Annotated in this window: 15 protein-coding genes; 10 read left to right on the forward strand and 5 right to left on the reverse strand. The window is 72.4% G+C overall.

Going from position 1 to position 17,823, the window contains the following annotated elements:
* Window positions 1-38: 38 nt before the first annotated feature.
* The 3 genes from ACIBU0_RS16285 to ACIBU0_RS16295 all read left to right on the forward strand — a co-directional run bounded on the left by ACIBU0_RS16285 (window position 39) and on the right by ACIBU0_RS16295 (window position 4,231).
* Complete coding sequence (locus ACIBU0_RS16285; protein ID WP_398817890.1) at window positions 39-1,484, forward strand: acyl-CoA synthetase; 1,446 nt, start codon at window positions 39-41, stop codon at window positions 1,482-1,484.
* Window positions 1,477-2,943, forward strand: coding sequence for a carboxyl transferase domain-containing protein (locus ACIBU0_RS16290; protein ID WP_398817893.1), 1,467 nt, complete (start codon window positions 1,477-1,479; stop codon window positions 2,941-2,943). The genes ACIBU0_RS16285 and ACIBU0_RS16290 overlap by 8 nt, the downstream gene beginning before the upstream one ends.
* A gap of 253 nt (window positions 2,944-3,196) precedes the next feature.
* Window positions 3,197-4,231, forward strand: coding sequence for a rod shape-determining protein (locus ACIBU0_RS16295; protein ID WP_398817895.1), 1,035 nt, complete (start codon window positions 3,197-3,199; stop codon window positions 4,229-4,231).
* Window positions 4,232-4,240: 9 nt separating this feature from the next.
* Here ACIBU0_RS16295 and ACIBU0_RS16300 read toward each other — a convergent pair whose 3' ends face one another.
* The 3 genes from ACIBU0_RS16300 to ACIBU0_RS16310 all read right to left on the reverse strand — a co-directional run bounded on the left by ACIBU0_RS16300 (window position 4,241) and on the right by ACIBU0_RS16310 (window position 7,832).
* Window positions 4,241-5,602, reverse strand: coding sequence for a hypothetical protein (locus ACIBU0_RS16300; RefSeq protein WP_398817898.1), 1,362 nt, complete (start codon window positions 5,600-5,602; stop codon window positions 4,241-4,243).
* A gap of 297 nt (window positions 5,603-5,899) precedes the next feature.
* On the reverse strand, window positions 5,900-7,144 hold the full coding sequence (locus ACIBU0_RS16305; protein ID WP_398817901.1) for a sensor histidine kinase: 1,245 nt from the start codon (window positions 7,142-7,144) through the stop codon (window positions 5,900-5,902).
* Between the two features lie 10 nt (window positions 7,145-7,154).
* Window positions 7,155-7,832 carry a response regulator transcription factor gene (locus ACIBU0_RS16310; RefSeq protein ID WP_398817904.1) on the reverse strand — a complete coding sequence of 226 codons (678 nt, stop codon included), beginning with the start codon at window positions 7,830-7,832 and terminating at the stop codon, window positions 7,155-7,157.
* Window positions 7,833-8,184: 352 nt separating this feature from the next.
* On the opposite strand from ACIBU0_RS16310, the gene ACIBU0_RS16315 reads away from it, so the two are divergent.
* Window positions 8,185-8,454, forward strand: a complete 270-nt coding sequence (locus tag ACIBU0_RS16315) for a DUF1876 domain-containing protein (protein ID WP_398817907.1) — start codon at window positions 8,185-8,187, stop codon at window positions 8,452-8,454.
* A gap of 214 nt (window positions 8,455-8,668) precedes the next feature.
* Here the strand turns inward: ACIBU0_RS16315 and ACIBU0_RS16320 are convergent, their stop codons facing one another.
* Both ACIBU0_RS16320 and ACIBU0_RS16325 read right to left on the reverse strand, forming a co-directional pair.
* Complete coding sequence (locus tag ACIBU0_RS16320; protein WP_398817910.1) at window positions 8,669-9,349, reverse strand: response regulator; 681 nt, start codon at window positions 9,347-9,349, stop codon at window positions 8,669-8,671.
* Window positions 9,346-10,935 (reverse strand): ATP-binding protein, encoded by a 1,590-nt coding sequence (locus tag ACIBU0_RS16325; protein WP_398817913.1) that lies wholly within the window; start codon window positions 10,933-10,935, stop codon window positions 9,346-9,348. The genes ACIBU0_RS16320 and ACIBU0_RS16325 overlap by 4 nt, the downstream gene beginning before the upstream one ends.
* A gap of 205 nt (window positions 10,936-11,140) precedes the next feature.
* Between ACIBU0_RS16325 and ACIBU0_RS16330 the strand changes: the two genes are divergently transcribed.
* The 6 genes from ACIBU0_RS16330 (at window position 11,141) to ACIBU0_RS16355 (ending at window position 17,689) form a co-directional block, all read left to right on the forward strand.
* Entirely contained in the window at window positions 11,141-12,151 is a 1,011-nt protein-coding gene (locus tag ACIBU0_RS16330) for a Bug family tripartite tricarboxylate transporter substrate binding protein (protein ID WP_398817916.1), read from the forward strand.
* Window positions 12,148-12,684 carry a tripartite tricarboxylate transporter TctB family protein gene (locus ACIBU0_RS16335; protein ID WP_398817919.1) on the forward strand — a complete coding sequence of 179 codons (537 nt, stop codon included), beginning with the start codon at window positions 12,148-12,150 and terminating at the stop codon, window positions 12,682-12,684. Before ACIBU0_RS16330 ends, ACIBU0_RS16335 begins: the two co-directional genes overlap by 4 nt.
* A 7-nt stretch (window positions 12,685-12,691) precedes the next feature.
* On the forward strand, window positions 12,692-14,194 hold the full coding sequence (locus ACIBU0_RS16340) for a tripartite tricarboxylate transporter permease (RefSeq protein ID WP_398817921.1): 1,503 nt from the start codon (window positions 12,692-12,694) through the stop codon (window positions 14,192-14,194).
* Window positions 14,195-14,212: 18 nt separating this feature from the next.
* A complete protein-coding gene (locus tag ACIBU0_RS16345; RefSeq protein WP_398817924.1) occupies window positions 14,213-14,611 on the forward strand; it encodes a universal stress protein in 399 nt (132 codons plus the stop codon).
* Window positions 14,611-15,756: a DUF475 domain-containing protein gene (locus ACIBU0_RS16350; protein WP_398817927.1), complete on the forward strand. Its 1,146-nt coding sequence runs from the start codon at window positions 14,611-14,613 to the stop codon at window positions 15,754-15,756. The genes ACIBU0_RS16345 and ACIBU0_RS16350 overlap by 1 nt, the downstream gene beginning before the upstream one ends.
* Window positions 15,757-15,949: 193 nt before the next feature.
* Window positions 15,950-17,689, forward strand: a complete 1,740-nt coding sequence (locus ACIBU0_RS16355; protein ID WP_398817930.1) for a VanW family protein — start codon at window positions 15,950-15,952, stop codon at window positions 17,687-17,689.
* Window positions 17,690-17,823: the final 134 nt, after the last annotated feature.

The following is a 17,823-nucleotide window of genomic DNA, read 5'->3' on the forward strand; positions in this document are numbered from 1 at the left end:
TACGGCAACAGCACGAGAACGGATAAGGAGTACGACGCGTGTCCTCTCTCTTCCCGGCCCTGACCGGCGGCCGGCCCGACCGGCTCGCCCTGCGGTTCGGCGACCGCTCCCTGACCTACGGCAACCTCGGCGCCGCCTCGGGCGCCCTCGCGGCGCGGATCGGCGGGGCGGGCCGGGTGGCCGTCTGGGCGACGCCGACGCTGGAGACCGCCGTCGCCGTGGTGGCGGCGCTGGAGGCCGGGATCCCCGCCGTGCCGCTCAACCCGAAGTCGGGGGAGAAGGAGCTGGGGCACATCCTGTCCGACAGCGCGCCAGGTCTCGTCCTTGCCGCGCCCGGCGACGAACTCCCCGCCCCTCTGAGGGACTTGGCGCGCGTGGACGTCGACGTACGAGCCGCCGGCCCCCGCCCCGACGAGCAGACCGCCGACTCCGACCCGGCCCTGGTCGTCTACACCTCCGGCACCACCGGCCCGCCCAAGGGCGCGGTCATCCCCCGCCGGGCGATCGCCGTCACCCTGGACGCGCTCGCGGACGCCTGGCAGTGGACCGGCGACGACGTCCTGGTCCACGGCCTGCCCCTGTTCCATGTGCACGGCCTGGTCCTCGGCATCCTCGGCCCGCTGCGCCGCGGCGGATCGGTACGGCACCTGGGCCGGTTCACCACGGAGGGCGTGGCGCGCGAGCTGAACGACGGCGCGACCATGGTGTTCGGCGTGCCGACGATGTACCACCGCATCGCCCAGGCGCTCCCCGAGGAGCCGGAGCTGGCGAAGGCGCTGGGCAGGGCCCGCCTGCTGGTCTCGGGCTCGGCCGCGCTCCCCGTGCACGACCACGAGCGGATCACGGCCGCGACCGGGCAGCGGGTCGTCGAGCGCTACGGCATGACGGAGACGCTGATGAACACGAGCGTGCGGGCGGACGGCGAGCCCCGCGCCGGAACCGTCGGCGTCCCGCTGCCGGGCGTTCGGCTGCGGCTGGTGGAGGAGGACGGGACGCCGATCGCGTCGTACGACGGCGAGACCGTGGGCGAGATCCAGGTGCGCGGCCCGAACCTGTTCACCGAGTACCTCAACCGCCCCGACGCGACGGCCGCCGCCTTCACCCCGGACGGCTGGTTCCGCACCGGTGACATGGCGGTGCGCGATCCCGACGGGTACGTCCGCATCGTCGGCCGCAAGGCCACCGACCTGATCAAGAGCGGGGGTTACAAGATCGGGGCGGGCGAGATCGAGAACGCGCTCCTCGAACATCCCGGGGTGCGGGAGGCGGCGGTCACCGGGGAGCCGGACGCGGACCTGGGCGAGCGGATCGTGGCCTGGGTGGTCCCGGCGGACCCCCAGTCCCCGCCGTCGGCCGCCGAGTTGGCCGACCACGTCGCCCACCGCCTCGCCCCGCACAAGCGACCGCGCACCGTCCACTACCTCACCGCGCTCCCCCGCAACGACATGGGGAAGATCATGAAGCGGGCGCTGGCCCATGACTGAGCAGCCCGCCCAGGCCCGCCTCTCCGCCCGGGAGGCCATCGCCCTGGTGACCGACGACTTCACCGAACTCCGGTACGCCGCGAAGGACTCCGCCCCCGACGGCCCCCTCGCCTGGCACGGCTACGACGCCTCGCGCGCCCGCGCCACCGAGCGCACGGGCGAGGAGGAGTCGGTGATCTGCGGCACCGGCACCGTCGAGGGCACGCGCGCGGTCCTGATCACGTTCGAGTTCGGCTTCCTGGGCGGCTCGCTGGGCGAACGCACCGGCGACCGGCTGGAGGCGGCGTACACCTACGCCCGCGCCCGCCGCCTGCCGGTCGTCTCCCTCGTGGCCACCGGCGGCAGCCGCATGCAGGAGGGCATGCTGGCCCTGACCCAGCTCCAGCGTGTGGCCCGGCAGTCGGCACTCACCCGTGCGGCCGGGCTCCTCCAGATAGCGGTGCTACGGGACCCGACGACGGGCGGCGGCTGGGCCACCCTCGGCGCCGGCGCCGACGTGACCCTCGCCCTGCCCGGCGCCCAGGTCGGCTTCGCGGGCTCCCGGGTCCGCCCGGCCGACGCGGATCCGGCGGCGTACACGGCGGAGGCGCAGTTCGCGGCGGGGGCGGTGGATGCGGTCGTACAGCCGGAGGAGCTGCGGGAGACCTTGGGGCTGTGGCTCCGCTTGCTCTCCGGGCCCACAGCGCCCGGTGCCCGACGACTGACGGGCACGGCAACGCCCTCAAGGGACGCGGGGAACTGCGCGACCAGCCACGACGAAGCTGCAGACGATCGACGGCCTGTCGCGGCACGTCCTACTGAGCACTCCGCAGCCCCGCCCCCGTTCGCCCTCGGCGCCCAGGGTCTTCCCGACACCGGCTGGGACGCGGTCCAGCGGGCCCGTGCGCCCCAACGCCCCCGCGCTGCCCGCTACTTGGACGCCTACTTCACCCACCGCGTCTCGCTCAGCGGCGACCGCTGCGGCGGCGCCGACACGGCCGGCATGCTGTGCGGGTTCGGCGAGCACGCGGAGCGAACCGTCGCCTACGCCGCCCAGACCGGCACCGCGACCCGCCCGGCGGGCTACCGCACCGCCGCCCGCCTGATCCGCCTCGCGGACCGGCTCGGCATCCCGGTGCTGACGCTGGTGGACACGCCGGGTGCCGCGAACGACGCCGAGGCGGAGCGGCAGGGGGCCGGCGCCGCGATCGCCGACCTGTTCGGCGTGGTGGCCGCCGCGCGCACGCCGATCACCACGCTGGTCATCGGCGAGGGCGGCTCGGGCGGCGCGCTGGCGCTGGCGGCACCGGGCAACACCTGGGCCACGCCGGACAGTTACTTCTCGGTGATCGCACCGGAGATGGCCGCGGCGATCCTCAAGCGGGGGCCGGGCGAGGTGGAGGCGACGGCGGACCAGCTGCGGATCCGGCCGCAGGACCTGGTGGAGCTGGGGGTGATCCGGGGCGTCGTCGAGGGGTAGGGGTCCTCGCCGCCCCATACTCGACGCCGCCCGCTCCCCGCGGCCCGACACACCCACCTGACTCCCCATCAGAACCAGAACCCCCCATTCAGCCGCACCCCACCCGGCCCCCTCCAGAAGGCGCCCCCCTCCCGGCGGCCCGCACGATGCGGTAAGAGGCCCCGACCCGGCGGCCCCGCACACACGAATCAACCGAGCGAGGCCCGCCACCCACCCGGCGGACCCATGGTCTGCGTTCTCGGGAGGACCCCCCATGACCGCCACGCTGGAGCAGCTGCGTCGCTGCCACTTCGCCGTCGACCTGGGGGCGGCCAGGACCCGCGTCTATGTGAAGGGCGCCGGGCTCGTCGTCGACCAGCCCTCCGCCGCCGCCGTCAACACCCGGACCGGCGCCCTCATCGCGGTCGGCGAGTTCGCGGAGCGGATGACCGGGCGCACGCCGGACTACATCCGGGTCGTACGGCCCGTCTCCGGCGGCACCGTCGTCGACATCGAGATGGCGCAGCGGATGCTGCGGCACCTCCTCGGCGACAAGATGCGCCGCTCCCTGCGCCGCAAGCCGTTCCTGCGCGCCGCGGTCTGCACGCCGCACAACCCCGACCCGCTCGCCCGGCGCGCCGCCATGGAGACGCTGGTCGGGCTCGGGGCGCGGCGCGTGGAGCTGGTGGACACGCTGATCGCCGCCGCCGTGGGCTGCGGGCTGCCCGTGGAGCAGCCCGAGGCCAGCATGATCATGGTGTGCGGGGCGGCCGCGACGGAGGTCGCCGTGCTCTCCCTCGGCAACATCGTCACCGCCGAACGCGTCCGGGTCGGCGGCGAGGCCGTCGACCACGCCATCGTGCAGCACCTGCGGCACGAGCACGAACTCATGCTGCCCAGCCAGAGCGTACGGCCGCTGCAGCTCGCGCTCTCCGAGAACGGGCTCACCCCCCACGGGCCCGCCTCCACCGAGATCCACGGCCGGGACGTCTGCACCGGTCTCGCCCGCAGCGTCCAGGTCGACACCGCCGCCGTACGGGACGCCATCCAGACCCCGCTCACCGCCGTCCTCGACAGCATCGGCAAGGTGCTGCGCGACTGCCCGCCGGATCTGGTCGCCGACCTCGCCGACCGCGGGATCATGATGGTCGGCGGCAGCGCGCTGCTGCCCGGGTTCGACGAGATGCTGCGGCAGGCCACCAGCATGCCCGTGCACATCGCCGAGCGGCCCGACGTCTGCGCCGTGCAGGGCCTGGGCACGATGCTGGAGGGCAGGATCGCGCCGATGGAGCTGGACCCGACCGGCTGAGCACGCCCTTCAGCTCCTCAGCCCCGCGACGGCCTCCGCCAGGTCCGGCGCCACCTGCTGCGCCGCCGCCGTGTCCCCGCGGTCGGCGGCCTCGCGGGCCTCGCGCAGGTCGGCCGTGACCGCGGCCGCCCCGTCCTTGGGCACCTGGTCCTTCAGCCGCTCCCAGACGAGTTCGAGGCTGGTGACATCACCCGCGACCGCGCCCTCGGCCCCGGCCGCCGCGTCGATGCCCAGCTGCCGTGCCCACAGGGCGAGCCGGGCCACGTCCGCCGTCCGCACCGGCTCGTGGCGCAGCCGCAGGTCCGACGTGTTCTGGGCCACCCGCAGTGCGGCGCCGAGCGTCTCCCCCTCGTCCTTCGCGGCGACGGCCTCGTCGAGCATGTCGAGGTCGCGCGTCATCTGCCGCTCCAACAGCTTCGGTACGGCGTCGGATGCGCGGTACGCCGTCCACGCGTCCCGCACCGCGTCCAGGTCGGCGTCGGTGACCTCGCCGTCCTGCACGGCGCGTGCCGCCCGGTCGAGTGCGGCCGACTCCGGTGGCGGCGGCCCCTGTACGGCGTCCGTGGGCACGGCGAGCGACACCGCCTCCAGGTCGCCGTTCGCGCTCCCGGTGGAGAACTCGCCGTAGCCCGGGGCGAAGGTCTTGTCCTCGGTCGAGCCGTCCATGTGCAGCTCCCGCACGGTCATCGCGCCCTGGACCTTCCCGTACGGCCCGTCGACGGTCCGGTCCACGTCCTTGACCGTCACCTCCTCGAAGACGACGCCGGGCAGGTTCTCCGACCGGTACACGTCCCCCTTCTCCGGATGCGCGGGCATGATCATCGCCGGGGGCGCCCCGTCCCGGCCCGCCTGCCAGGTGCCCTCCGTGTCGGCGACGACGCCGTCCTCGTAGTTGAAGACGTCCTCGCCGAGGTACCAGACCGAACCGTCGTCGGCCTGGGCGTACCAGTCGAGGGCGACCTCGTGGATCCGGCCGTCGGCGAAGGCGACGTACTGCTGCGTCAGGGCCTGGACCTTCCGGTCGTCGAGGGTGATCGTCTTGGTGCCGCGCAGCGTGCTGACCTCGGTGCGGAACACCGCGTCGCCCTCCTGGCCGCCCATGACGACCTGATCGACCTCGCCGGTCGGATGCAGGGGGTTCGTGATCCGGGTCGGGTGGGAGAAGGCCGGCTCGCTCAGGTCGACGCGGTCGCTCGCGGGCGCGAGCGGAAGGCAGTCCTCGCCGGTCCTGCCGGTGTCCTCGTCGACGACGTGCACGCAGTCGCCGGCGCTCGCCTTCACCGATCCGTCCGCGCTTCCGGAGCAGGCGCCGGCCATCACCACGGCCCCCACGACGGCCCCCGGCCACAGGATCCTGCGGTGCGTGTTCATGGCGGCCTCCTCGATGCGGGTTGGCTTCGCCGATGGGCCGAGGGTCTCTCTCCGCCCCTGAACATCGCCTGAACGGTTCTGAACGCGGTGTCAGAAAGCGCCGGATGGGGGGGGCGGGTTGCGGCTTCGCGGGCGGCTGCGGGTAGTCGTGGGCTGGTCGCGCAGTTCCCCGCGCCCCTTGGGGACGTCCACTGCACGTGCCTCCAGGGGCGCGGGGAACTGCGCGAGCAACCACGAACCACCCGCAGCCGCCGTACTACGGATGCACCCGAGCTACTAGGCGCAATCGACCACCGCTCACTCCCCCGCCGAAGGCAACACCACCACGAACCGCGCCCCACCCCACCCCTCACTCACCCCCACCTCCACCCGCCCCCGATGCGCCCCCGCCACCTCCGCGACGATCGCGAGGCCCAGCCCGGCGCCGCCCTCCCCCCGCGCACGGGACTCGTCCAGCCGTACGAACCGGTCGAAGACCCGCGCCCGTTCGGCGGCCGGGACGCCGGGGCCGTCGTCCTCCACCACCAGCCGCGCCCACCCGTCCCCGGCGTCCCTCAGCGTGAACGCCACCCGTGTGCGGGCGTGCCGCGCCGCGTTCTCGCCCAGGTTGCGGACCAGGCGCCGGAGCGCCTCCACGTCGCCGGTCACCCGGGCCGCGCCCACCGCCGTGCTGTCGACGCGCAGCCCGGGCGAGGCGGAGCGCAGCCGCCCCACCTCGTCCAGGACCAGGTCGTCGAGGTCGACCGGCCGCCGCCCGTCCCGCAGCAGGGCGCTCTCGTCGGCGCGGGCGAGCAGCAGCAGGTCGTCGACGAGGCGCTGCATACGGACGGCCTCGTCGAGCACGGTCCCGGCCAGGGCGCCGGTGTCGGTGCGCCCGGGGTGCGCGAGGGCGACCTCGGCGTGCTGGCGGACGGTGGCCACGGGGGAGCGCAGTTCGTGGGAGGCGTCGGAGACGAACCGGCGCTGCGCGGCCTCGGCGCGGGCCACGCGGCGCAGGGCGCGGCCGACGGCCGTCCAGGTCGCGCCGGCCGCGAGGACGAGCAGCACGGGCAGGCCGATGAGCAGCAGCCAGGTGACGGTGTCCGTGGCCTCGGCGACTCCGGCGGCGTCCCGTCCGTCGAGGACGACCAGGTCACGGCCGTCGTCCCGGGCGGCGACCGCGACCACCAGGAAGGGGTCGTCGTCGAGCGGGGTGTCGACGGAGGCGCTCTGGCCGGGGCCCAGCCGGGCGAGCGCGGGCTGTCCCTCGACGTTCGCGCTGGCCGCGACGACCGTGCCGTCCGCGGCGATCACTTGGAGGAACTCCTCGTCGGGCGCGGACACGGTCGGCGCGGGCACCCCGCGGCCCGCCTCGATGACCCGGGCCACGTCCGAGGCGCGCGCCCGTGCGGCGTCCCGCACGTCATTGCTGAGCTCGGTGCGCAGCCCGGCGACGAGCCCGACGGCGGCGGCGATCAGGGCGAGGGCGACGGCGAGCACGGCGACGACCGTGGCCCGGACCCGTACGGCCCGCAGCCGGCGCTCGTACCGCTCACCTGTCATCGGGCACCCGTCACCCGTCGTCCGGCACGAGCCGGTACCCGTGCCCCCGCGAGGTCCGCAGCGACTCCCTCCCGAAGGGCCGGTCGACCTTGTTGCGCAGCCGCCGTACGTACACCTCGACGATGTTCGGATCGCCCTCGAAGTCGTCGCCCCAGACGTGGTCGAGGATGGTCCGCTTGGGCACCGCCTCGCCGGCCCGTCGCAGCAGGAACTCCAGCACGGCGAACTCCCGCGCGGTGACCTCGATGTCCCGTCCGGCCCGGCTGACCGTGCGGGCCGCCGGATCGAGCCGCAGATCGCCCGCGGCGAGCACGGCGGGACGCTGCCGTGCCTCGCGCCGCAGCAGCGCCCTCAGGCGGGCGAGGAGGACGGCGTAGGAGACGGGCTTGGTGAGGTAGTCGTCGGCGCCGGTGTCGAGGCCCTCGATCTCGTCCCACTCGCCCTCCTTGGCGGTGAGCATGAGGATCGGCGTCCAGTCGCGCTCGGCGCGCAGGGCCCGGCAGAGGCGGTAGCCGTTGAGCCCCGGCAGCATGACGTCGAGGACGATCGCGTCGTAGCTGTGCTCGCGGGCCAGCCACAGCCCGTCCACCCCGTCGAGCGCGACGTCGACGGCGAAGCCCTCGGCCTCCAGCCCGTCCCTGAGCCCCGCCGCGAACCGCTCCTCGTCCTCGACGACCAGCACCCGCATGCCCTCACGCTACGTCCGGGAGGACGGACGGGCCCGGTGTCAGTACGGCAGGATCCGGCCGGAGGGAGTGCGGCGGTCGATCTCGCCCCTGGTGTCGCGGGGAGCGGCGGGCCGGCGGGTGACACGAACGCGGACGGGTGTCTGGCGGTTCACGGCGCCCTCCTCGTACCTCAAGTCCGTTGCGACCGGCCTGCTCTCCGCAACCTTTCGCCAGATCGTGCCCATCCAGCGACTTGTCATGCCTCCGCGGCAGGAGCAGCCGGCAGTTGCCGGTGCGCGCTGGACCCGGCCCGGGAACAGGCGCACGCTCATCAGTGGGGGGTTCATCCCGATCCGTACGGGAGTGATCTCGATGGAAGACAAGAACTGGACCGTCCAGATCCACATCACCGAGGACGGCGACGACACCCGCGCGGAGGCCGTGCTGACCGCTCAGGACGCGACTCTGGGCACGTCGACCGTCACCGGCCGGGGCGTGGCCCACCGCAACCCGATCGACCGGCCCATCCCCGAGATCGGTGACGAACTCGCCGCCAGCCGCGCCCTGGAGGACCTGGCCATCAGACTGCACGACATCGCCTCCGACGACATCGTCCAGCTGACCGGCCCCGCGGAGGCGTGACGGGCCCTGAAGCAGACCGGACGAAGTCGGCGCCGGTTCTGCAGCGCCCCAAGGGGCGTGGGGCTGTGTCGATATGCGGCTCCGCCGCGATGGGGCTCCCCCCGCTCGAGCGAAGCCGAGAGTGGGGGGAGCCACCAGCCACGACGGCGCCGCAGCGAGACGACGGCACATCGCGGAAGACACGTCGCGGCCCTTCCAGGCGGAGCGCCGCGCGTCAGTCGGCCGCCCAGCTGTACCGGCGCTCCGGCCGCCCCGCCTGTCCGTAGCGCAGCGACACCTCCGCGCGCCCGGTGACGCTGAAATGCTCCAGGTACCGCCGGGCGCTCACCCGGGACACCCCGAGCCGGGCGGCGCACTCGGCGGCGGAGAGGCTGCCGTCGGCCGCCCGCAGCTCCCGCTCGATCAGCTCGGCGGTCTCCACGCTCATGCCCTTGGGCAAGGAGGCCGCCGGGGCGGCCGGCGCGGCCCCGCGTGCCAGCGCCCGGTCCACGTCGGACTGCCCGCTGACCACGGCCGCGTACAGGTTGCTGCGCCGGGCCGCGTACTGCTCCAGCCGCGCCCTCAGGTCCTCGGCGTCGAACGGCTTGAGCAGATAGTCGACGACGCCCTGCCGTACGGCGCCCCGCACCGCCTCCGACTCGCGCGCCGCGCTGATCACCATGACGTCGCAGTCGTGCCCGGCGGTCCGCAGCCGGGGAATGATCTCCAGCCCGAACATGTCGGGCAGGTAGAGATCGAGCAGGACCAGGTCGGGCTGCAGCTCGGCGACGGCGGTGAGCGCCTGCTCCCCGCAGTTCGCCGTGCCGACCACGCGGAACCCGTCGACGTCATGGACGAATCCGCGGTGGATCCGCGCCACCATGAAGTCGTCCTCCACGATCAGCACGTCGATCATCGGACTCCCTCCGTCACTCGGTCGGCCGGACGGCCGACGGACATCCGGGCGGTGAACATGGCGCCCGCCTGCGTGTTGGCCACCGACACCTCACCGCCCCGGCGCTTGCACACCAGGCGCGTGAGCGCCAGGCCGATCCCCCGGTCGCCGCCTTGCGCGGCCTTGGTGGTGAACCCGTGCAGGAACACCTCCTGCGCGAGCTCGGGCGCCACGCCCGGCCCCGAGTCCCGTACGACGATCTCCACGCTGGAGGCGTCCTGGCGCAGTTCGACCTCCACCCAGGCGTCGTCCCCCTCTTTGGCACCGCTCGCGGCCGCGTCGACCGCGTTGTCCACGAGGTTGCCGAGCACGGTCGCCACGTCCGCCGAGTCGGTCGGATCGAGGCGTTCCAGCGCCGTGCGCTCGGAGATCTTCAGCCGCACCTTGCGCTCGGCGGCCAGCGCCGACTTGGCCATGAGCAGCGCGGCGACGGCCCGGTCCCGGACCCGGCTGGTGAGCTCCAGGTCGAGGGACTCGCGGTGCTTGCGCAGGGCGCGGACGTACCGTACGACCTCGTCGTGCTCGCCGATCTGGATGAGCCCGGAGATGGTGTGCAGCTGGTTGGAGAACTCGTGGGCCTGGGCGCGCAGCAGCTCGGTGGTGCTGCGGAAGGAGCCCAACTCCCGCTCCAGCTGGGCGAGTTCGGTGCGGTCGCGCAGGGTCGTCACCGAGCCGAGGCGGCGGCCGTCCTTGGTGACGTCCATGCGGTTCATGACGAGGACGCGGCCCCGGCGTACGACGACCTCGTCGCGCCGGGCGAGATCGCCGGGCCCGTCCTCCGGACCGGTCCCGGCCAGGACGTCGTACAGCCGCCCCTCGATCCCCAGGTCGGCCAGGCTCATCCCGACGCAGTTCTCGGGCAGGTCGAGCAGGCTGCGGCCGACGGCGTTCACCAGCGTGAGGCGCTGCTGCGGATCGAGGGCCACCACGCCCTCGGCGATCCCGAACAGCATCGCCTCCCGGTGTTCGGCGAGTCCGGCGATCTCGCGCGGCTCCATGCCGAAGGTCTGCCGCTTGATGCGCCGGGCCAGCAGCCAGGAACCGGCCACGCCGAGGACGCTGGCGACGCCGAGGTACACGAGCAGATAGGACGAGGCGCCCACCAGCCGCTGCCAGACCGACGGCGAGGCCCGCCCGATCATCACCGTCCCGAGGTGGTCCCCGGCGTTCTCGCTCTCCGCGCCGAGCACCGGCGCCTGTGCCACGAGCTCGGTGACGCCGTTCACCGGCAGCTCGCCGGACCAGCCGCGGCCCCCGGCGGCGTCGATGCCGGAGACCGGCAGCCGGGTCCCGAGGAGGGTGGGGTTGGTGGAGGCGACGATCTCGCCGCGGGCGTCGGCGACCGTGGCGGAGGTGACGCCGGACCGGGTCAGCGTGGACTGGAGCAGAGGGGCGAGCATCTCGGCCACGGCGGGTCGGACCAGCTGGGTGCGCACGAGGGGGTTGCCCGCCATCTCCTCGGCGAGCGCGGTCACCCGGCGCCCCTCGACCCGGTCGAACGTCGCCTTGGACTGCGCCAGCGAGACCGCGGCGACGGCGGCCAGCACGATCACGACGATGGCGAGCTGCCATCTCAGCAGCTCGCCGGCGAGCGTATGGCGCCGTTGACGCCATCGATGTCGTTGGTGCCGTTGATGCCGTGCCGCTATGACCACTATGAACTCAACCTTCAATGGTCACACAACCGAGACGGGGTGTCTCAGGAACCGCACAATCATGGCGCCGGATCGGCCCAAGCGAAAGAGATGAGCCATGAGAACTCGACGAGCCGCACTTGTCGGAGCTCTTGCCGCCGCGTCCATGCTCGCGGTCAGTGCCTGTGGTGCCACCGCCGACAAGGAGGAGTCCGGAAGCGGAGGCGGTTCCGACAAGCCCGTGACGGGCCTGCGCCTCATGGTCCCCAACACCCCGGGCAGCGGTTACGACCTCACCGCCCGCACCGTCACCCAGGTCATGCAGGACACCAAGGTGGCCTCCGGCGTCCAGGTCTTCAACCTGCCCGGCGCCAGCGGCACCGTGGGCCTGCAGCGCCTGGTGAACGAGAAGGGCAACGGCAAGATGGCCATGCAGATGGGCCTGGGCGTCGTCGGAGCCTCGTACACCTCCAAGTCCAAGGCGACGCTGACCGACACCACGCCGATCGCCAAGCTGATCGAGGAGGCCGGCGCGATCGTCGTGCCGAAGGACTCCCCGTACAAGTCGATGGACGACCTCGTCACCGCCTGGAAGAAGAACCCGAAGAAGCTCGCGGTCGGCGGCGGGTCGTCGCCGGGCGGCCCCGACCACCTGCTGCCGATGCAGCTGGCCAAGGCGGTCGGGATCAAGCCGAAGGACGTCAACTACGTCTCGTACGACGGCGGCGGGGAGCTGCTTCCGGCCATCCTCGGCAACAAGCTCGCGTTCGGCGCCAGCGGTTTCGGTGAGTTCCTCGACCAGATCGAGGCCGGCCAGGTGCGGGTCCTCGCGGTCACCAGCGACAAGCCGATCGACGCGCTGAAGGACGCCCCCACGCTCAAGGACCAGGGCATCGACCTGGTCTTCACCAACTGGCGCGGCATCGTCGCCCCTCCCGGCATCACCGACGAGCAGAAGCAGACCTGGATCGACGCGCTGACCAGGATGCACGACTCGGACGCGTGGAAGGCGCAGCTGGAGAAGAACGGCTGGGTCGACGCCTTCGCCACCGGTGACGACTTCGGCAGCTACCTCACCGAGCAGGACAAGGCGGTCGCCGACCTGCTGACCGAGCTCGGGCTGGCATGAGCTCGCAGACAGAGGAACGGACCGTGGAGGACTCCCGTCCGCCCCGGGAGGGCGGGGACCGCGCGCAGTACGGCGTGTGCGCGTTCCTCGCCCTGCTGGGCACCGCCGTCATCGTGGACGCCCTGGGCATCCCGCACCTCACCAGCGGCACCGACCCGGTCGGGCCGCGCGCGGTGCCCCTGATCCTGGGCGGCCTGCTCCTGCTCCTCGCGGTGCTGTACGCCGTCGACGTGGCCCGGGGCGGCCGCGGTGAACCGGAGGCCGGCGAGGATGTCGACCTGTCGGCGGGCAGCGACTGGCGCACCGTGCTGCTGCTGGTCGGCGTGTTCCTGGCGAACGCGCTGCTCATCGAGCGCCTCGGCTGGGTGATCAGCGGCGGCCTGCTCTTCTGGGGCACGGCCTTCGCGCTGGGCAACCGCCACTACGTCCGCAACCTGCTGATCTCGGCGACGCTCTCCCTGACGACGTTCTACGCGTTCGCGATCGGCCTCGGCGTCAACCTCCCCGCCGGCGTCCTGCAAGGAATCCTGTGAGGCCCCGATGGACAACCTGAACAACCTCATGCAGGGCTTCGCGGACGTCATGGCCCCGATGAACCTGCTGCTCGCCCTCATAGGCGTCGTCATCGGCACCGCGGTGGGCGTCCTGCCCGGCATCGGCCCGGCGATGACGGTGGCCCTGCTGCTGCCGGTGACGTACGGCATGGAGCCGGTGCAGGCGTTCATCATGTTCGCCGGCATCTTCTACGGCGGCATGTACGGCGGCTCGACGACGTCGATCCTCCTCAACACCCCGGGCGAGTCCTCGTCCGTGGTCACCGCCATCGAGGGCAACAAGATGGCGAAGGCGGGCCGCGCGGCCCAGGCCCTGGCCACGGCGGCGATCGGCTCGTTCGTGGCGGGCACGATCGGCACCCTGCTGCTGGTCCTGATCACCCCGTTCGTGGTCGACTTCGCGGTCAGCCTGGGCGCCCCCGACTACTTCGCGCTGATGCTGCTGGCGTTCATCGCGGTGACGTCGGTGCTGGGCTCCTCCCGCGTCCGCGGCTTCGTCTCCCTGCTCCTCGGCCTGACGATCGGCCTGGTCGGCATCGACACGGTGTCGGGCCAGCAGCGGCTGACCCTGGGCATACCGCAGCTGGCCGACGGCATCGACGTCGTCGTGGTCGCGGTCGGCATCTTCGCCGTCGGCGAGGCGCTGTGGGTGGCCGCGCACCTGCGGCGCAAGCCGGCCGAGGTGATCCCGGTGGGCCGCCCGTGGATGGGCCGGGACGACTGGAAGCGGTCGTGGAAGCCCTGGTTGCGCGGCACGGCGTTCGGCTTCCCGTTCGGCGCGCTGCCGGCGGGTGGCGCGGAGATCCCCACCTTCATGTCGTACGCCACCGAGAAGCGGCTGACCAAGCACCCCGAGGAGTTCGGCAAGGGCGCGATCGAGGGCGTGGCGGGCCCGGAGGCCGCGAACAACGCGTCGGCGGCGGGCACCCTGGTGCCGATGCTGGCGATCGGCCTGCCGACGAACGCCACGGCGGCGGTGATGCTGGCGGCCTTCCAGTCGTACGGCATCCAGCCGGGGCCGCTGCTGTTCGAGCGCGAGTCGAGCCTGGTGTGGGTCCTGATCGCGAGCCTGTTCGTCGGCAACCTGCTGCTGTTGCTGCTGAACCTGCCGCTGGCCCCGGCCTGGGCGAAGCTGCTGCAGATCCCGCGCCCGTACCTGTACGCGGGCATCCTGTTCTTCGCCTCGATGGGCGCCTACGCCGTCAACGCCCAGCCCCTGGACCTGTTCATCCTGCTCGTCCTGGGCCTGCTCGGCTTCGCGATGCGCCGCTTCGGGCTGCCGGTCCTGCCGCTGATCGTCGGCGTGATCCTGGGCCCGCGCGCGGAGCTGCAGGGCCGGCGCTCCCTGCAGCTGTCCGGCGGCGAGCTGTCGGGACTACTGGGCGGCCCGGTGTCGTACACGGTCTACGCGGTGATCGCGCTGGTCCTGGTGTGGCCGCTGATCGGCCGGTTCGTCGTCCGTCCCCTGCGCGCGCGAAGCGCCGCCTGAGACAACTGGAGAAACCAGATGACCATCCTGGTCGGCTACGTCCCCTCACCCGAGGGCGAGGCGGCCCTGCGCGCGGCGATCGCCGAGGCCCGCCGCCGCGACGAGAAGCTGCTGGTGGTGAACACCTCCCGGGGCGACGCGATCGTGGACCCGCGTTTCGCCCAGGAACCCGACCTGTCCCACGTCAGCGACGACCTCGCGGCTCTGGGCATCAAGTTCGACATCCGCCAGGTCCTCGGCGCCCGCGACGCCGCCGAGGAGATCATCGACCTCGCGGAGCAGACGGACGCGTCCCTGGTCGTGATCGGTCTGCGGCGGCGCAGCGCGGTCGGCAAGCTGATCATGGGCTCGGCCGCCCAGCAGATCCTGCTGGGCGTGGGCTGCCCGGTGCTGGCCGTGAAGGCGGAGGGCCAGTGATGGTGCTGCGAACCTTCGGCTGGTCGTTGGCCGTCACGGCGCTGGGCCTCGCCTTCGCCGCGTGGCAGTGGGGCTGGGAGGCCTTCGGAATCGTCCTGATTCTCTCGATCCTGGAGATCTCGCTGTCCTTCGACAACGCGGTCGTCAACGCCGGGATCCTGAAGAAGATGAACGCCTTCTGGCAGCGCGTCTTCCTCACCTTCGGCATCCTGATCGCGGTGTTCGGCATGCGGCTGGTCTTCCCGGTGGTGATCGTCGCGATCAGCGCCGAGGTCGGCCCCGTCGAGGCGGTCCGGCTGGCCTTGGACGACCCCGGCCGCTACGAGGACCTGGTCACCGACGCGCACCCGGCGATCGCGGCCTTCGGCGGCATGTTCCTGCTGATGATCTTCCTGGACTTCATCCTGGAGGACCGCGACATCAAGTGGCTGGCCTGGCTGGAGCGCCCGCTGGCCAGGCTCGGCAAGATCGACATGCTGGCGGTCTGCCTCGCGCTCATCGCCCTGCTGGTGACGGCGACGACCTTCGCGACCCACGCCCACGTCAGCACGGGACACGTGGACAGGACCGCCACGGTCCTGCTCTCCGGAGTCGCCGGTCTGATCACCTATCTCGTGGTCGGCGGCCTCTCCGGCTACTTCGAGGACAGACTCGAAGACGAGGAGGAGCACGAGCACGAGGAGGCGGAGAAGGCCAGGGCCGAGGGCAGGCCGGTGTCGGCGGTCGCCCTCGCCGGAAAGGCCGCGTTCTTCCTCTTCCTCTACCTGGAGGTCCTGGACGCGTCCTTCTCCTTCGACGGCGTGATCGGTGCCTTCGCCATCACCAACCACATCTTCTGGATGGCGCTCGGCCTCGGTATCGGCGCGATGTACGTCCGGTCGCTCACGGTGTACCTGGTCCGCCAGGGCACCCTCGACGACTACGTCTACCTGGAGCACGGCGCCCACTACGCGATCGGCGCCCTCGCCGCGATCCTGCTGGTCACCATCCAGCACCAGATCAGCGAGATCATCACCGGCCTGATCGGCGTCGTCCTGATCGCCGCGTCCTTCCTCGCCTCCGTCCGCCGCAACAGGGCGCCGGCGGCATCCGAGGAGGGCGAGGTCACACCGGCCGAGAAGACGGAGGTGCCGTCCGGGGCGTGACCGGGGCCTGGAGGGGCCGGGGCGCGGGCAGGAGTGTGGGGCAAGCGTGTGGGCCGACACGTGACCGGAAACATACGTGTCCTACGACATAGGCGTTTTCGTCCGATTATGGCTAGCTGGATGTGCTTGCCTCGCGCACAGCGGCACGTCATCGGACGCGCCGTCCCTGTCGAAACGTCCGCCCGGGAGACCCATGCGCCTGCGCGCCCCCTCCGCCCTGCGAAACACCTCAGCCCCCCGTATCGCCTCCGTTCCGCCCCTCGCCCTGGCCGGCGGCGCCCTGACCGTCGGCGTCGGCGGCATCTATCTCGCCGGGCTGCTGCTCGCGGGCGGCGACATAGATGCCGGCACGACGGTGCGCGGCATCGACATCGGGGGGCTGAGCCGCGCGGAGGCCGTCCGGAAGCTGGAGAAGCGGCTGGGCCCGGCCGACTCCCGGGAGCTGGCCGTGACGGTCGGCGACCGCAAGGGCAGCGTCGATCCGCGGCAGGCGGGCATCGCCTTCGACTACGAGCAGACCGTCGACCGCGCCTCGCGCACCGACGACGCCAACCCGCTCACCGTGATCGGCGGGCTGTTCCGCTCGGGCGGTGCCGTCGAGCCGGTCGTACGCGTCGACGAGGACAAGGCCCACTCCGCCCTCGGGAAGCTGGCCAAGGCGCTCGACCAGAAGGTCCGCGACGGCGCCGTCTCCTTCACGGACGGCCGGGTCCGCCAGGTCTCCCCGCACACCGGCTACGCCCTGGACACGGACGCCGCCGTCGCCCCGCTGCGCACCGCCTTCCTGAGCGGCGAGGCCCGCTCCGTCACGGCCCTGCCCGCCCGCGCGACCGAGCCGAAGGTCACGGCGGCGGAAGTGCGGCGCGCCGTGGGCGAGTTCGCCCGGCCCGCCATGTCGGCGCCGGTCATGCTCACCGCGGCCGGCGAGCGGTTCACGGTCGGCCCGGCGGTCCTCGGCAAGTACCTGACGATGCGGCCGGACGACGCCGGCAAGCTCATCCCCGCCCTGGACGCCAAGGGCCTGCGCGCCGACCCCGCGGTGGCCGAGCCCCTGTCCGACCTGCCCGCCAGGCCCCGCAACGCCACCCTGAGCCTCGACGGTGACCAGGTCGTGGCGGCCGACGACGCCAGGTCCGGCGTCCAGGTCACCGACAAGGCGCTGGGCAAGGCCGTGCTGCCGCTGCTCACCAAGTCGGGCTCGGCCCGCGCCGGGGAGGTGGCCGCACGCGTGACGCAGCCCCGGGTGACCTCGGACAACGCCGAGCGACTGGGCCTGACGGAGAAGATGTCCTCCTTCACCGTCAACTTCGAGCCGGCGCCCTACCGCACCAAGAACATCGGCCGGGCCGTGGAGCTGATCAACGGCTCTCTCGTCATGCCGAACGAGACCTGGAGCTTCAACAGGACGGTCGGCGAGCGCACCGAGGCCAACGGCTTCGTCGAGGGCATCATGATCCTCAACGACGAGTTCACGAAGGCGCCCGGCGGCGGCGTGTCCGCCGTGGCCACGACGGTCTTCAACGCCCTGTTCTTCGCCGGGGTGAAGCCCGTCGAGCACGGCGCCCACTCCTTCTACATCGAGCGCTACCCGGAGGGCCGCGAGGCGACGGTCGCCTGGGGCAGCCTGGACCTGCGGTTCAAGAACGACTCGGGCAAGGCCCTGTCCATCCAGGCGGAGTCCACCGACTCCTCGGTGACCATCACCTTCCTCGGCACCAAGAAGTACGACGAGATCGAATCGGTCACCGGGCCGCGCACGAACGTGAAGGAGCCGGAGCGGAAGGTCAGCACCGACGAGAAGTGCGTGCCGCAGACTCCTCTGGAGGGCTTCGATGTCACCGTGCAGCGGGTCTTCTACAACGACGGCGAAGAGGTGAAGCGGGAGCCGTTCCGCACTCATTACACGCCGCGAGACGAAATCGTCTGCGAGTGACGGCATCAGTGCCGTCTTGACATGCGTGGGCGGCGGGAGTAACGCTTGACAAACGTGCAACTTCGGACAACTGTCCGAGTTCCCCGGAGGGTGATTACTTTCTTCACCCGTATACGGGATCGAAGAATTCGATT

It is taken from the genome of Streptomyces sp. NPDC049627, from assembly GCF_044465645.1.
Lineage (GTDB): Bacteria > Actinomycetota > Actinomycetes > Streptomycetales > Streptomycetaceae > Streptomyces.